The 15,953-nt window shown below is 31.8% G+C and carries 16 protein-coding genes; 12 read left to right on the plus strand and 4 right to left on the minus strand.

What is annotated here, in order from left to right; all coding sequences use genetic code 11:
* Positions 1-130 precede the first annotated feature (130 nt).
* From rpsA to mtaB, 8 genes are all read left to right on the plus strand, one after another.
* Positions 131-1,963, plus strand: coding sequence for a 30S ribosomal protein S1 (rpsA, locus tag JM80_RS09600; protein ID WP_013619761.1), 1,833 nt, complete (start codon positions 131-133; stop codon positions 1,961-1,963).
* A 209-nt stretch (positions 1,964-2,172) separates the two neighbouring features.
* Complete coding sequence (gene pyrR, locus JM80_RS09605; RefSeq protein ID WP_013619760.1) at positions 2,173-2,712, plus strand: bifunctional pyr operon transcriptional regulator/uracil phosphoribosyltransferase PyrR; 540 nt, start codon at positions 2,173-2,175, stop codon at positions 2,710-2,712.
* Positions 2,713-2,722: 10 nt separating this feature from the next.
* Positions 2,723-3,649 carry an aspartate carbamoyltransferase catalytic subunit gene (locus JM80_RS09610; protein WP_013619759.1) on the plus strand — a complete coding sequence of 309 codons (927 nt, stop codon included), beginning with the start codon at positions 2,723-2,725 and terminating at the stop codon, positions 3,647-3,649.
* Positions 3,650-3,655: 6 nt separating this feature from the next.
* Positions 3,656-3,988, plus strand: a complete 333-nt coding sequence (locus tag JM80_RS09615) for a hypothetical protein (RefSeq protein ID WP_013619758.1) — start codon at positions 3,656-3,658, stop codon at positions 3,986-3,988.
* Positions 3,989-4,057: 69 nt separating this feature from the next.
* On the plus strand, positions 4,058-4,963 hold the full coding sequence (locus JM80_RS09620; protein ID WP_144709897.1) for a ribonuclease Z: 906 nt from the start codon (positions 4,058-4,060) through the stop codon (positions 4,961-4,963).
* Positions 4,964-5,096: 133 nt separating this feature from the next.
* Positions 5,097-6,020: a DMT family transporter gene (locus JM80_RS09625; RefSeq protein ID WP_034644601.1), complete on the plus strand. Its 924-nt coding sequence runs from the start codon at positions 5,097-5,099 to the stop codon at positions 6,018-6,020.
* 87 nt (positions 6,021-6,107) lie between these two features.
* The gene (pdxH, locus tag JM80_RS09630) at positions 6,108-6,755 is read left to right on the plus strand and encodes a pyridoxamine 5'-phosphate oxidase (RefSeq protein ID WP_144709899.1); all 648 of its coding nucleotides are present in this window, start codon (positions 6,108-6,110) and stop codon (positions 6,753-6,755) included.
* A 60-nt stretch (positions 6,756-6,815) separates the two neighbouring features.
* The gene (gene mtaB, locus JM80_RS09635) at positions 6,816-8,144 is read left to right on the plus strand and encodes a tRNA (N(6)-L-threonylcarbamoyladenosine(37)-C(2))-methylthiotransferase MtaB (RefSeq protein WP_144709901.1); all 1,329 of its coding nucleotides are present in this window, start codon (positions 6,816-6,818) and stop codon (positions 8,142-8,144) included.
* A gap of 88 nt (positions 8,145-8,232) precedes the next feature.
* On the opposite strand, the gene JM80_RS09640 is transcribed toward mtaB, so the two are convergent.
* Positions 8,233-8,529 (minus strand): N-acetyltransferase, encoded by a 297-nt coding sequence (locus tag JM80_RS09640; RefSeq protein ID WP_013619753.1) that lies wholly within the window; start codon positions 8,527-8,529, stop codon positions 8,233-8,235.
* 181 nt (positions 8,530-8,710) lie between these two features.
* Here JM80_RS09640 and JM80_RS09645 point away from each other — a divergent pair, with 181 nt between their 5' ends.
* Positions 8,711-9,361, plus strand: coding sequence for an alpha/beta hydrolase (locus tag JM80_RS09645; protein WP_144709903.1), 651 nt, complete (start codon positions 8,711-8,713; stop codon positions 9,359-9,361).
* Between the two features lie 55 nt (positions 9,362-9,416).
* On the plus strand, positions 9,417-10,361 hold the full coding sequence (locus JM80_RS09650; RefSeq protein WP_034644542.1) for a lytic transglycosylase domain-containing protein: 945 nt from the start codon (positions 9,417-9,419) through the stop codon (positions 10,359-10,361).
* 79 nt (positions 10,362-10,440) lie between these two features.
* On the opposite strand, the gene JM80_RS09655 is transcribed toward JM80_RS09650, so the two are convergent.
* Positions 10,441-10,956, minus strand: coding sequence for a membrane protein (locus JM80_RS09655; RefSeq protein WP_013619750.1), 516 nt, complete (start codon positions 10,954-10,956; stop codon positions 10,441-10,443).
* Between the two features lie 7 nt (positions 10,957-10,963).
* Entirely contained in the window at positions 10,964-11,851 is an 888-nt protein-coding gene (locus JM80_RS09660) for a DUF6263 family protein (RefSeq protein WP_034644541.1), read from the minus strand.
* Positions 11,852-12,017: 166 nt separating this feature from the next.
* On the opposite strand from JM80_RS09660, the gene rpmH reads away from it, so the two are divergent.
* Both rpmH and carB read left to right on the plus strand, forming a co-directional pair.
* The gene (gene rpmH / locus JM80_RS09665) at positions 12,018-12,179 is read left to right on the plus strand and encodes a 50S ribosomal protein L34 (protein ID WP_013619748.1); all 162 of its coding nucleotides are present in this window, start codon (positions 12,018-12,020) and stop codon (positions 12,177-12,179) included.
* 116 nt (positions 12,180-12,295) lie between these two features.
* Positions 12,296-15,148 (plus strand): carbamoyl-phosphate synthase large subunit, encoded by a 2,853-nt coding sequence (gene carB / locus JM80_RS09670; RefSeq protein ID WP_144709905.1) that lies wholly within the window; start codon positions 12,296-12,298, stop codon positions 15,146-15,148.
* A 143-nt stretch (positions 15,149-15,291) separates the two neighbouring features.
* Here carB and JM80_RS09675 read toward each other — a convergent pair whose 3' ends face one another.
* Positions 15,292-15,921: a DUF1266 domain-containing protein gene (locus JM80_RS09675; RefSeq protein ID WP_013619746.1), complete on the minus strand. Its 630-nt coding sequence runs from the start codon at positions 15,919-15,921 to the stop codon at positions 15,292-15,294.
* Positions 15,922-15,953: the final 32 nt, after the last annotated feature.

Genomic DNA, 15,953 nt, shown 5'->3' on the forward strand with positions numbered 1-15,953 from the left:
AAGTTGTATTTTTGCAGCCCTTTTTAACGGTAGTATAAGAGGAAAAGGGATTAATTAAAACTTATATAACATCTTTTGTAGTGGTAGTATAACTCTTATAACGCTGCAAAATACAAATTTTAATCAGCAAATGGCTGAAGAGAAAAACAACGCCCAAGTAGAGGAATCTACACAGGCACCAGAAGTAAAAACTGCAACACCTAAGCAAGATCCAAAAGAATTTTTGGCAAGTTTTGATTGGGATAAGTACGAAGAAGGAATTGAGCGCGTAGACGATTCTAAATTAGAAGAGTTTGAAGCAATGGTTGCTGAGAACTTCGTAGATACTGCAGATGAAGAAGTAGTTACAGGTAAAGTTGTTCATTTAACTGAGCGTGAAGCTATTATTGATATTAACGCTAAATCTGAAGGTGTTATATCATTAAACGAATTCCGTTACAATCCAGATCTTAAAGTTGGTGACAACGTTGAGGTTTTAATTGATATTCGTGAAGACAAAAGCGGGCAATTAGTATTATCTCACAGAAAAGCTAGAACAATTAAGGCTTGGGACAGAGTTAATAATGCTTGTGAAAAAGAAGAAATCGTTAATGGTTTTGTGAAGTGCAGAACTAAAGGTGGTATGATCGTAGATGTATTTGGAATTGAAGCATTCTTGCCAGGTTCTCAAATAGACGTGAAGCCAATTAGAGATTACGATCAGTATGTTGGTAAAAACATGGAATTCAAGGTTGTTAAAATTAACCAAGAATTTAAGAACGTAGTTGTTTCTCATAAAGCTTTAATTGAAGCTGATATTGAAGAGCAGAAGAAAGAAATTATTGGTCAATTAGAAAAAGGACAAGTATTAGAAGGTGTTGTTAAAAACATTACTTCATACGGTGTGTTTATTGACCTTGGTGGTGTAGATGGTTTAATCCACATTACAGATCTTTCTTGGTCTAGAATTAACCACCCTAATGAGGTAGTTGAGTTAGATCAGAAAATGAATGTTGTAATTTTAGATTTTGATGATAACAAATCTAGAATTCAATTAGGTCTTAAGCAGTTAGAGAAGCACCCATGGGAAGCGCTTAGCGAAGACATGAAAGTTGGTGACAAAGTTAAAGGTAAAGTAGTTGTTATAGCAGATTACGGTGCGTTTATTGAAGTTGCTGAAGGTGTTGAAGGTTTAGTACACGTTTCTGAAATGTCTTGGTCTACTCACTTACGTTCAGCTCAAGATTTTGTAAAAGTTGGTGATGAGATTGAAGCTCAAATCTTAACTTTAGATCGTGATGACCGTAAAATGTCTCTAGGTATTAAGCAATTAACTCCAGACCCTTGGACTGATATTACTTCTAAATACCCAGTACACTCTAGACACAAAGGTATAGTACGTAACTTTACTAACTTTGGTGTGTTTGTAGAAATGGAAGAAGGTATAGATGGTTTAATTTATATTTCTGACCTTTCTTGGACTAAGAAAATTAAGCACCCATCTGAATTTGTAACAGTAGGTGAAACTTTAGAAGTAGAGGTATTAGAGTTAGATGTTGATGCACGTAAACTTAGCTTAGGTCACAAACAAACTACAGAAAACCCTTGGGATAAATATGAAACTGAATTTGCTTTAGACTCTGTTCACAAAGGAACTGTTGATGAAATTGTAGACAAAGGAGCAATTGTTAACTTTAACGAAGATATTGCAGCATTTGTACCTACTCGTCACTTAGAAAAAGAAGACGGTAAGAAAATTGCTAAAGGTGAAGAAGCAGAATTTAAAATCATTGAATTCAACAAAGAATTTAAGAGAGTTGTTGCTAGTCACACTGCAATCTTTAGAGAAGAAGAGCAACGTAATGTAAAAGCAGCTGTTAAAAGACAATCTGCTGCAGCTGATGAAGCTAAACCAACTTTAGGTGATGCTAACGAGGCTTTACAAGCGTTAAAAGATAAAATGGATGCTGCAAACAAAAAGTAAGCAAACATTTTAATAAATTTAAAAAGGTCTAAACGTAAGTTTAGACCTTTTTTTATGCTTTTTTAGAACATAAATTATTGATAATGTATAACGTAAACACCATCAACCTAAAAAAATAAAAGAATAGTTAAAATAAGAGTTTACTTTATTTAACTAGTTTACATATAAATTCCTATTTTTGTAAAACAAAAGCCTCGGTATCCTAACCTATGAGTAAAAAAGTACTACTTTCCTCAAAAGAAATCCAAATCATATTACATAGATTGGCTTGTCAGTTATTAGAAAATCATACAGATTTTAAAGACACCGTTTTAATTGGTTTGCAGCCTCGTGGTACCTATTTAGCAAAAAGACTAACAACTATTTTAACACAAGAATATGGTGTTAAAGAAATAAACTTAGGCTCGCTAGATATTACATTTTATAGGGATGATTTTAGAAGAGGAGAAAAAACTTTAGAGGCAAGTAAAACCCACATTAACTTTTTAGTAGAAGATAAAAAAGTGGTTTTTATTGATGATGTACTTTATACAGGACGCAGCATTAGATCTGCTTTAACAGCAATACAATCTTTTGGTAGACCTGCAGAAATAGAATTACTAACCTTAATAGACCGCAGATTTAGTAGACATTTACCAATACAACCTAATTATAGAGGTAGGCAGGTAGATGCTATTAATGAGGAAAAGGTACAAGTACTTTGGCAAGAGAATGACGGGCAAGACATTGTCTATTTAATAAATGAATAAAACAACGAAAATGAGCGAGTTGAGTGTTAATCACTTATTAGGAATAAAATATCTTAACAAAAACGATATTAATCTCATTTTTGAAACCGCAGACCATTTTAAAGAAGTAATTAATAGATCTATAAAAAAAGTACCTTCTTTAAGAGATATTACTATAGCAAACATTTTTTTTGAAAATAGTACAAGAACAAAGCTTTCTTTTGAGTTAGCAGAAAAAAGATTGTCAGCAGATGTTATAAACTTTTCGGCATCACAATCATCTGTAAAAAAAGGAGAAACGTTAATAGATACTGTAAACAATATACTATCTATGAAAGTAGATATGGTTGTTATGAGGCACCCAAACCCAGGTGCAGGTGTGTTTTTATCTAAACACGTTAAAGCAGCTATAGTTAATGCCGGAGACGGAGCTCATGAGCACCCAACACAAGCATTATTAGATTCTTACTCTATAAGAGAAAAATTAGGAGATGTAGGAGGTAAAAACGTTGTAATTGTTGGTGATATTTTACACTCTAGAGTAGCTTTGTCTAATATACTTGCTCTAAAATTACAGGGGGCAAATGTAAAAGTATGCGGTCCAAAAACATTAATTCCAAAACACATAGAGTCTTTAGGTGTAACGGTAGAAACAGATTTGAGAAAAGCACTAAATTGGTGTGACGTTGCAAATATGCTGCGCGTACAAAATGAGCGTATGGATATTAGTTATTTCCCTTCTACTAGAGAATATACCCAGCAATTTGGAGTAAACAAAGCTTTGTTGCAAAGTTTAGATAAAGAAATAGTAATAATGCACCCAGGGCCAATAAACCGTGGTGTAGAAATTACTAGTGATGTTGCAGACTCTAATCAATCTATAATCTTAGATCAGGTAGAAAATGGTGTAGCTGTGCGTATGGCTGTACTTTACTTGCTTGCATCTAAAATAAAATAATTTACTATGGTTTTTGATAAAGATGGTACAACAACAATTGTAGACCAGGAGAATATCTCTTTGGCTAAATTTTTAGAAAATTTAAACAACGCTTACGAGAAAATAAAAAACGATAATATTATTGTAAATCTTTTTTCGTTTACAGCATTAACAAGTTCAGACGTGTTAGAGTTTTTAGACTTGTCTAATACACACAGAGGCTCTAATAAATCTTTTGTGTTGGTTACTAATAAAGTTTCTTATGATGATGTTCCAGAAGAAATATGTGTGGTGCCAACCATTAAAGAAGCAAGAGATATTATAGAAATGGAAGAAATTGAACGTGACTTAGGCATTTAATTTTCAATTTTACATTGTATTGTAAGTAAATTTATTTGCCATACAGTTAACTTATCAATTACAACTAATTTGCAATTAACAGTACTAGGTTGCCACGCAGCCACGCCACGCACACTAGCAAATCCTACATCACAAACATTAGAGATTAAAGGGCATTTATTTTTAATAGATTGTGGAGAAGGTACACAAGTGCAACTTAGAAAAAGTAAGCTTAAATTTTCTAGAATTAAGCATATTTTTATTTCTCACTTACACGGAGATCATTTTTTTGGACTTCCGGGCTTGGTGTCTACCTTTAGGTTGTTGGGCAGAGAAAAAGAATTGCACGTTTACGGTCCTAAAGGTATAAAAGAAGCAATTACTATTTTATTAAAACTTGGGGATTCCTGGACAAATTACCCGTTATATTTTCACGAGTTAACGAGTAAAGAATCTACCGTAGTTTTTGAAGATGATAAAGTAAAAGTATCTACCATACCTTTAAACCACAGAATTTATACAAACGGTTTTTTGTTTCAAGAAAAAGAAGCAGAGCGTAAATTAAATATAGAAGCAGTAGCTTCTTATGAAATAGATAAGTGTTATTATCAGAAAATTAAAAACGGAAAAGATATTATTCTAGATAGTGGTGCAATTGTGCCTAATAAGGAACTTACTTTTAATCCGCCTAAGCCTAAAAGTTATGCATTTTGTAGTGATACTGTTTTTGAGCCAAGTATTGTGCCTATTATAAAAGGAGTAGATGCATTGTATCATGAAGCTACTTTTTTAGACTCTGAAGCAGAACTAGCAACAAAAACAAAACATTCTACAGCTAAACAAGCGGCAACAATAGCAAAGCAAGCAAATGTTGGTGCTTTGGTTTTGGGGCATTATTCTACACGTTACAAATCTACGAACTTATTTAAACAAGAGGCAGAAGAAGTTTTTACTCCAGTGTTATTAGGAGAAGATGGTAAGGCATTCGATTTTTAAGACTCTTTACTGTTATCAATTTTTTAAGTTTTATCTTTGCCGGCTTTTTAGAGTATAAATAGGTGTAAATTTATGTTGTAATAACACAACTAACATATTGTATTATACTGTAAAAGCTAATAATAAATCTTATATGGAGAAGTTAAGAGGGGTGCTATATGTTCTTATAGGTGCGGCTAGTTATGGTGTGTTGGCAACGTTTGTTAAAAAGGCTAATTTAGAAGGTTTTAGTACTAGCGGATTAAATACATTACAGTATTTAATAGGTTTTGTAGGGGTAGCACTATTGGCATTACTTAGTAAAAAGAATCGTGCAGTTACAAAAACTAAAGAAAATAAAAACGGGAAGCTTAAGCTCGTACTTTTTGGTACAGCTGCAGGTTTAACAAGTTATTTTTATTACTTAAGCCTTAATTATATTCCGGTTTCTGTAGCTATTATTTTTCTTATGCAAGCCATTTGGATGGGTGTTGTTTTAGAAATGATTTTAAGTAAAAAAGTAGATAAGCTTAAACTGTTTGGAAGTTTATTAGTGATTGTAGGTACTTTATTTGCCGTTAATGTTTTTAATGAAAGCAAGGCTATAGATCCAACAGGTTTTGTTTTAGGTGTAATGGCAAGTATGTGTTATACTGCTACATTATATGCATCTAACACTATAGCTGTAAGTTTACCTAATATGGTTAGGAGTAAGTATTTGGTTTTAGGTGGTTTGTTAATTGTATTACTTATTTGGAATACAGATTTACTAACAGAATTTGATTATGCAAGTTGGAGTTTTTGGAAATACGGATTGTTTTTAGGTTTTTTTGGTGCAGTATTGCCGCCAATAGCGTTTAACAAAGGGTTTCCAATTACAGGAATAGGTTTAGGTAGTATTTTAACCTCATTAGAAATACCTGTTTCTATTTTAACAGCTAGTATAATTTTAGGAGAAGAAATTAAAGGTGTACAATGGTTTGGGGTATTTATAATTATAGTATCTGTAGCAGTTATTAATTATAAGAGTATTTTAAACGATATTAAAAACACTAAAAACCAGTCTGCTTCTGCTTAAATAATTGCTAAATTTGTAGTGATAAAATTGTAATTGTTAAAAGTAGAAAAAGTATAATTTTTACAATTTAATATTAGAAATTACACTATGAAAAAGGATTTAGGAGACTACAGAAAATCATACCAAAAAAGCGAACTGTTAGAGAGTGGTATATCAGACAACCCTATAGAGCTGTTTCAAAAATGGTTTTACGAGGTAGAAGCTACAGATGGTGTAGAGGAACCTAATGCTATGACAATTTCTACCATAGGATTAGATGGTTTTCCTAAAAGCAGAGTAGTATTGCTAAAAAAATACACCCATGAAGGTTTTATTTTTTATACAAACTATAATAGTGAAAAAGGAAAAGCAATAGCTAGTAATCCTAATATGTGCATCTCTTTTTTTTGGCCAAATTTAGAAAGGCAAGTTATTATAAAAGGAAAAGCAGAAAAAATAGCAGAAAACTTATCTGATGGTTATTTTGAATCTAGACCAGATGGTAGCAAGCTTGGCGCCATAGTGTCAGACCAAAGTACAGTTATACCTTCTAGAGCATATTTAGAGCATAAATTAAAAAGCTTAGAAGAGGAATATAATGGTAAAGAAATAGAAAGACCAAAACACTGGGGAGGATATATTGTAAAGCCTGTTTCTGTAGAATTTTGGCAGGGAAGACCAAATAGGTTACATGACAGAATAAGATATGAGTTGCAAGAAGATTACAATTGGAAGATAGAAAGACTTGCACCATAAATGGTCTAGAAGTAATTTGTATATTTGCACCCCAATAAAAAATGCTGTAATTAATTAAGGATGAAGAAGAAAGTAGCTTTTTACACACTAGGTTGTAAACTAAACTTTTCAGAAACTTCTACCATTGCACGTAGCTTTGTAGATGAAGGTTTTGATAGGGTAGATTTTGCAGAAGCTGCAGATATGTATGTTATTAATACGTGTTCTGTAACAGAAAATGCAGATAAAAGATTTAAATCTATTGTAAAACAAGCTCAAAAGAAGAATCCAGATGCATTTGTTGCGGCAGTTGGTTGTTATGCACAATTAAAGCCAGAAGAATTGGCGGCGGTAGACGGTGTAGATTTGGTTTTAGGTGCAACAGAAAAATTTAAAATTACAGATTACATAAACGATTTGTCTAAAAATGATTTTGGAGAAGTACATTCTTGTGAAATTGAAGATGCAGATTTTTATGTAGGTAGTTATGCAATAGGAGATAGGACACGTGCATTTTTAAAGGTACAAGATGGTTGTGATTACAAATGTACCTATTGTACAATTCCGCTTGCTAGAGGAATTTCTAGAAGTGATACATTAGAAAATGTATTAAAAAATGCAGCAGAAATATCTGCAAAAAATATTAAAGAAATTGTACTTACCGGTGTAAATATTGGCGATTATGGTAAAGGTGAGTTTGGCAATAAAAAACACCAACATACTTTTTTAGATTTAGTTAAAGCTTTAGATACCGTAAACGGTATACATAGACTTAGAATATCTTCAATAGAACCAAATTTATTAAAGAATGAGACTATAGATTTTGTGTCTAAAAGCAATTCTTTTGTTCCGCATTTTCATATTCCGTTACAGAGTGGTAGTGATACTATTTTAAAATTAATGCGCCGTAGATATTTAACCAATTTATACATAGATCGTGTTGCTAAAATTAAAGAAGTTATGCCGCACGCATGTATTGGTGTAGATGTTATTGTTGGTTTTCCAGGAGAAACAGACGAGCATTTTTTAGAAACATATCACTTTTTAAATGAATTAAACATATCTTATTTACATGTTTTTACTTATTCTGAAAGAGATAATACGGTTGCTGCAGAAATGGATAATGTAGTGCCTAAAAACGTTAGGGCTAAGCGTAGTAAAATGTTAAGGGGTTTATCTGTTAAAAAGCGTAGAGCTTTTTATGAAAGTCAGCTTGGTAGCACCAGAACTGTTTTGTTTGAGAGCGAAAACAAAGAAGGTTATATTAATGGTTTTACAGAAAATTATGTAAAAGTAAAAGCGCCTTGGAACCCAGAGTTGGTAAATACGTTACATACAATAACGTTAACAGAAATAGACGAAGATGGTTTAGTACGTTTTGATTTTGTAAAAACTGAAGTTGTGGTGTAATTAAGAGAAGGAGTGAAGTACGTAATTATTAAAAAATAAAAAAAGGTGCTTTAAAGCAGAACAACTTTTAAAGCACCTTTTAATTTTTTTAGATACGTATACCAATAGGTAACATTTCTTTGTAGAGTCTTTTGTTTCTTCTTAAAAAGCTAGCAACATCTGGGCTAGTAGGTACTACTCGCATATTCTTTTCTTGAATATCGTTTAAAACAGCTTTAATAAAGTCTTCTTTAAATTCTGTTTCAATTATTTCCTCAGGAATAATTAGTTTTGTTAAAAACACTTTACGTTCTTGTGAAGAGTATTCTAATTTAGCTAAATGCCCATTAACTCTAGTTTCATACTGACGTAAAAAACTATTGTCCTTAATTTCTACTGCATTCATATAGTATATGGTTTTAAATTGAAGTTAAAATATGCGCTATTGTGTTCTAAAATAACGATATTTAGTATCGTGAAATCATTATATATTTTAAAAAATAAAATGATGACAACCTAACAAAGTTACGTTAAAAATACGTAAAAACCTAGTTTTCAATTTACTAAAGATTTAGTTGTTATAATATATGCTTAATGTTTACTTAATGCCCGGTATGGCGGCCAACCCATCAATATTTAAAAATATTAAATTACCAGAAGATACATTTCATCAGCATTTATTATCTTGGTTTATACCCAGTAAAGGGATGAGTTTAGAAGAGTACGCTATAAAAATGTGTACTAAAATTACTGAAGCTAACGTTGTATTAATAGGTGTGTCTTTTGGAGGTGTTTTGGTGCAGGAGATGGCCAAGCACATAAAAGTTAATAAGGTCATAATTATATCTAGCGTAAAAACAAAGTATGAGCTTCCAAGGCGTATGCGTTTAGCAAAATATACTAAAGCCTATAAATTACTGCCAACAGGTTTGGTAACCAATATGGAAGTATTAGCAAAATATGCTTTTGGTGAGACAGTAACAAAGCGACTAGAATTATATGAAGAGTATTTATCTGTTAATGATAAGTATTATATAGATTGGTCTTTGGAGCAAATAATAAATTGGAATCAGGAAAAAAGTGATCCAAATTTAATACACATTCATGGAGATAGCGATCCTGTTTTTCCAATAAAACACATAAAAAACTGTGTAACAGTGCCAAAAGGAACTCATATAATGATAATAAATAGGTTTAAATGGTTTAATGAGCATTTGCCACAAATAATTTTAGAATAGAATAGGTATTTTAATACCTTTGATAACAATTGAATTAAAAAGAAATAGATAGAAGATGAAAGTAGTTAAAAGTATATTGATGTTTTTTGGAGTAGTTTTTGTTGCTGGTGCTTTAATGTTTGCAGTGCAAAGCAGTGCTGTAATACCACAAGAAACGGATGAAAACACAGAGGAGGTGTCTCCAGAAAACGCATACAAAATTACATCTATAGAAATTCCGGAAGATTTAAATTTTGCAGGAGAACCTGTACCACTTACAGACCCTGAGGTTATGGAGCGTATAGATCGTGAGTTTTTGGTAAATACTTACTGGCAATCTAATGCTTTGTTATTAATGAAAAGAGCAAACAAATACTTTCCTATTATAGAACCAATTTTAGCTAAAAACGGAGTTCCGGATGATTTTAAATACCTAGCGGTTGCAGAAAGCGGATTGCAAAATGTAGTATCACCAGCAGGTGCAACTGGGTTTTGGCAAATTATGAGAGCTACTGGAAAAGAATACGGTTTAGAGGTTAATAGTAATGTAGATGAGCGTTACCATATACAAAAATCTACAGAGGTTGCTTGTAGATACTTAAAAAAGTACAAAGAAAAATTTGGTAACTGGACGTTAGCTGCGGCTTCTTACAATGCAGGAGCAGGGGCTATAAATAAGTATTTAACGCAACAAAAAGTAGACTCTTATTACGATTTGCTTTTAGGACAAGAAACAGGTAGATACCTTTTTAGAATTATGGCTATAAAAGAAATATTATCTGCACCAGAAAAATATGGTTTTGAAATTTCTGAAGAAGACATGTATAAAGCAGTACCTAGCTTTACGGTAGATTTAGATGTTCCTGTAGCTAATTTTGCAGATTTTGCTAATGAGTATGAAATTAACTACAAAATTTTAAAAAGACATAACCCTTGGTTAAGGGAGCCACATTTAAATAACAACTCTAGAAAAAAATATACTATAGAGATTCCTAATAAAGGATATTATAAAGTAGATTAAATTATTTATTATTAAATTAAAAAGCCCTTTAAACAATGTTTAAAGGGCTTTTTAATTTAATGTGTATTGTTAAAGTAAATTAGATTTTCTTCATTTGTTGCTTCATCATTTTTATTTGATCTGCAAGCATACCTTGTTTGTCTAACTTTTTAGCTTCGTTTAAAAGCATTGTAGCTTCTCTTTTACGTCTTTTTTGCATAGCAATACCTGCTAAGCTCAACTTAGCCATAGCAACGTCATAATCCATTGTTAAGCCTAATTTTAAAGCTTTTTTAAAGTACTTTTCTGCTTGTGTTAAATTTGTTTGCGAAAAAATAATACCATGCAAATAATTGTAATAGCCTTGTTGCTTAACAGTTAAAGCACTTTCTGGATTTTTTATTTTAGTTAACCATTTTTGAGTTCCAGCAAGATCTTGCTTTCTCATTCTTAAAAAGGCAAGTAAAATAATTTCATTTCTAAAATAAAGAAATACAAATACAAGAGAAAATAAGATAAGGGCAATACCATTACCTATGTTGCCTTCTATAAATTGATATACTGCGTATGCTATTATTAAGGCTGCTATACCTATTTTAATGTTTTTGTTGAACATATTGTTATTATTCTATTGTTTTATAAATAATTGTTGATGTAATTGTTGTTGGTATTTTTTGGTCACCTAGCATTGGTATTGTAGAGTTACCATCAGATGTGCCTGTAACTTCCATAGTGTTAATAAAACCAGTTTTAGCATTAGCTGTTACTTTAGTGGTTTGCGTACCTGTTAAATCCATATTAGCATTTGCATCTTTAACGGTCATTACAACATCTGCAGTACAGCTTAGAGTTGTTGTGTTGGCATCTTGCGCATCTAGCGTCCATTTGTTTTTGGTATTTAACTTTCCAGAGTATTCATTTTCCCAAGTATCACCAACAGCAACTTTGTTTGCAGCGTTAGGGTAAATGTATGTCATTTGTTTAAAGCTATTGGCTAAACCTTCTGTTCCGTATTCTTTTCCTAAAGAAGTTTTTATGGTAGCTAAAGTAGTTGCATCTGTAATACCAGAAGCATCCATCATTTTAGTTACTAATTTGTCTCCGCCATCAACATTTGTAATATTACCGTTACTAGCCAATGTGATTTTTACAGGAACATTTAAAATAGAATTAAACATTGTAGACTGTATGTCTCCTTCTTTAACTTCTTTAGCTTTTACATCCATTAAAACCCCTTGTAGGTTAGATGTCATTTTCATATTAAGATCTGTAAAAGACATTTCAATACTATAGGCACCATCTTTTTTTTCTAAAACTTTCATCTTATACTCGCCTGTAATATCATTGGTAAGCTCGTGAGACATACCTTGCATTTCTTGGGTAATAACTTGTTTAGCATTTTGTTGCACAATAAAAACATCGCCAACAGAAAGTTTGTACTCTAATTTAGTTTGTGCATTAATGCTTGTTAAACACAGTAAAACCGAAGCAAGGAAGAATAATTTTTTCATTTAAAAATAGTGTTATAAATTTGCAAACGCAAAAGTACTAAAAACAAACTAAAATATTTTATTAATTAGGTTTGCTATTGAAAAAACTCTTTGTATATTTGCGCCCAGCTTTTATAAAGCTAATTATTTAAGATTATATATTACACTATTATAAAGATATTCTATTATGCCGAAAAGAACGTTTCAACCATCAAAAAGAAAAAGAAAGAACAAACACGGTTTTAGAGAGCGTATGGCTTCTGTAAACGGAAGAAAAGTTCTAGCTAGAAGAAGAGCTAAAGGAAGAAAAAAACTTACTGTATCTTCTGAATTGAGACATAAGAAATAATGATTATATTTATCATAAAATAATTAAGGTGTTACTTTTTTAAAGTAACACCTTTTTTTTGACTATATCGTAGCAAAAAAAATAAATTACACCCAACACAGTAAAAATTAGTTATAATGCCAAAAAGAGAAGACATTAAATCTATTTTAATAATAGGTTCTGGACCAATAGTTATAGGACAAGCGTGCGAGTTTGATTATTCTGGATCACAAGCACTGCGCTCTTTACGTGAAGATGGAATTGAAACAATCTTAATTAATAGCAACCCTGCTACAATTATGACAGATCCTACAATGGCGGATCATATTTATTTAAAGCCATTAAATACCAAATCTATTATAGAAATCTTAAAAAAGCACCCTAACATAGATGCTGTTTTGCCAACAATGGGTGGGCAAACAGCGTTAAACTTATGTATAGAAGCAGATGAAAAAGGAATTTGGGAAGATTTTAAAGTAGAAATTATTGGTGTAGATATAGACGCCATTAATATTACAGAAGATCGTGAAAAGTTTAGAGAGTTAATGCTTAAAATTGGTGTTGGTATGGCGCCACAAGCAACAGCAACATCTTTTTTAAAGGGTAAAGAAATTGCTCAAGAATTTGGTTTTCCGCTTGTAATTAGAGCTTCTTACACATTGGGTGGGGCAGGAGCATCTATCGTTTACAAACCAGAAGATTTTGATGAATTACTTAGTAGAGGGTTAGAAATTTCTCCTATACACGAGGTAATGATAGATAAAGCTTTATTAGGTTGGAAAGAATATGAACTAGAGCTTTTAAGAGATAAAAATGACAATGTTGTAATTATCTGTACTATAGAAAATATGGATCCAATGGGGATACATACAGGAGATAGTATTACGGTTGCACCAGCAATGACACTTTCTGATTCTACTTTTCAGAGAATGAGAGATATGGCAATTAAAATGATGCGTAGCATTGGTGATTTTGCCGGTGGATGTAACGTACAGTTTGCTGTTAGTCCAGATGAAAAAGAAGATATTATAGCCATAGAAATTAACCCTAGAGTATCTAGATCTTCTGCATTAGCTTCTAAAGCTACTGGTTACCCTATAGCAAAAATAGCGTCTAAATTAGCAATTGGTTACCATTTAGATGAGTTAGATAATCAAATTACAAAATCTACTTCTGCTTTATTTGAGCCAACTTTAGATTATGTAATTGTAAAAATACCACGTTGGAACTTTGATAAGTTTGAGGGGTCTGACAGAACTTTAGGTTTACAGATGAAGTCTGTAGGTGAGGTTATGGGTATAGGACGTTCTTTTCAAGAAGCATTGCATAAAGCAACACAGTCTTTAGAAATTAAACGTAATGGTTTAGGTGCAGATGGTAAAGGCTATACTAACTACGATCAAATTATACAAAAACTAACTGTACCAAGTTGGGATAGAGTTTTTGTAATTTATGATGCTATACAATTGGGTATACCGTTAAGCAGAATTCATGAGATAACTAAAATAGATATGTGGTTCCTACGTCAGTATGAAGAATTACATAATTTAGAAAAAGAGATTTCTAAATATACAGTAGAAAGCTTACCACGTGAGTTATTATTAGAAGCTAAACAAAAAGGTTTTGCAGACAGGCAAATAGCGCATATGCTAGACTGCTATGAGAGTGAAGTTCATAAAAAGCGTTCTGCCCAAGGTATAAACAGAGTATTTAAATTGGTAGATACTTGTGCAGCAGAATTTAAAGCTATGACACCGTATTACTATTCTACTTTTGAAGCAGAAATAGAAACTGCAGACGGTAAACGCTATGTACAAAATGATAGTGTTGTTACCGATAAAAAGAAAATTGTAGTATTAGGTTCTGGACCAAACAGAATAGGACAAGGTATAGAGTTTGATTATTGTTGTGTGCACGGTGTTTTAGCAGCGTCTGAATGTGGATACGAGACTATTATGATTAACTGTAACCCAGAAACGGTTTCTACAGATTTTGATACGGCAGATAAGTTATATTTTGAACCTGTTTTTTGGGAACATATTTATGATATTATTCAGCATGAAAAACCAGAAGGTGTAATTGTACAACTAGGTGGGCAAACAGCATTAAAACTTGCTGAAAAACTATCTAAATACGGTATAAAAATTATAGGTACTAGTTTTGAGTCTTTAGATTTAGCTGAAGATAGAGGTAATTTTTCTAAAATGTTATTAGAGAATAATATACCTTTTCCTAAATATGGTATTGCAGAAACGGCAGATGAGGCATTAACACTTGCAGATGAGTTAGATTTTCCTTTGTTAGTTAGACCTTCTTATGTATTAGGAGGGCAAGGGATGAAAATTGTAATTAACAAGCAAGAGCTAGAAGAGCACGTTGTAGACTTATTACGTAAAATACCTAATAACAAATTATTATTAGATCATTATTTAGATGGTGCAATAGAAGCAGAAGCAGATGCAATTTGTGATGGTGAAGATGTTTACATAATTGGTATTATGGAGCATATAGAGCCTTGTGGTGTGCACTCTGGTGATTCTAACGCAACATTGCCTCCTTTTAACTTAGGAGAGTTTGTAATGCAGCAAATTAAAGATCATACAAAAAAAATAGCCTTAGCATTAAATACAGTAGGTTTAATAAACATACAATTTGCTATTAAAGATGATATGGTTTATATTATTGAAGCAAACCCAAGAGCCTCTAGAACAGTACCTTTTATAGCAAAAGCCTACAAAGAGCCTTACGTAAATTATGCAACTAAGGTAATGCTAGGAGAGAAAAAAGTAAAAGACTTTAATTTTAATCCACAGTTAGAAGGTTTTGCTATTAAACAACCAGTATTCTCATTTAATAAATTCCCTAATGTAAATAAAAACTTAGGACCAGAAATGAAGAGTACAGGAGAAAGTATTTTGTTTATAGATAGTTTAAAAGATGATGATTTTTATAACTTATATGCAAGACGTAAAATGTATTTAAGCAAATAAAAATATTACATACAGTAAAAAATCCCTATTAGAACATTTTCTAATAGGGATTTTTTTATGGAATAAAAAGAAACCCCAAGAGGGAGAGAAAAATTCTCTTCCCTAAGTGGGGTTAGTGTAACGTGATTGTAACTGTTTGTTTTTTAATTGTGTAAAGGAAGTATGTTGTAGATTGATTTTTCTCCTTTTGTTATTGTTTTAGCCAGTTTTTGAAAATTTTCTTTCTCAAGATCATCAGGGTTCCATGCGTTACGTCCTTTTTCAAAATCACTATAATAAGTATCCCAGTCTTTGTATTTTTCCTTAGCTAGTGTTAATGTATTAGCCAAAATACTTAAGCATTCTTCTTTGGTTAAATAATCTGCAGCATACCCCATACTTACATTATTTGCAATTCTGGCATAATCCCATGATTTGTACTTGTATTCTCTAGTTTTAAGTTCTTCTGTAGTTTTTAATAAAGACTCTTTAGAATTAATGTCCCAAGCACTTTCTAGTATTCTTATAGCACCAGAGCTGTCAGACTTATCAAAAGGGAAAACAAAAATTTCACTATAAGCAGAAACCAATTCACTGTTACTAGTGTAACCTGCATTAGTCATCATAGTTTCTACATCACTTAAGCCGCCATAACCGTTAATAAAGTATATGCCTCCAAGCATAAAACTACTTAAGGTATCATCTTTTAAGTTCTTAGAGTCTGAGCAAGAAACGGTACTTAAAACTGCAATAAAACATAAAGAAAGCAATTTTAAGGATTTCATTATTTTCATAATTATAGGTTTTTATTAATATAATAGTGTTC

It is taken from the genome of Cellulophaga sp. RHA_52, from assembly GCF_007827205.1.
Classification (GTDB): Bacteria; Bacteroidota; Bacteroidia; order Flavobacteriales; family Flavobacteriaceae; genus Cellulophaga; species Cellulophaga lytica.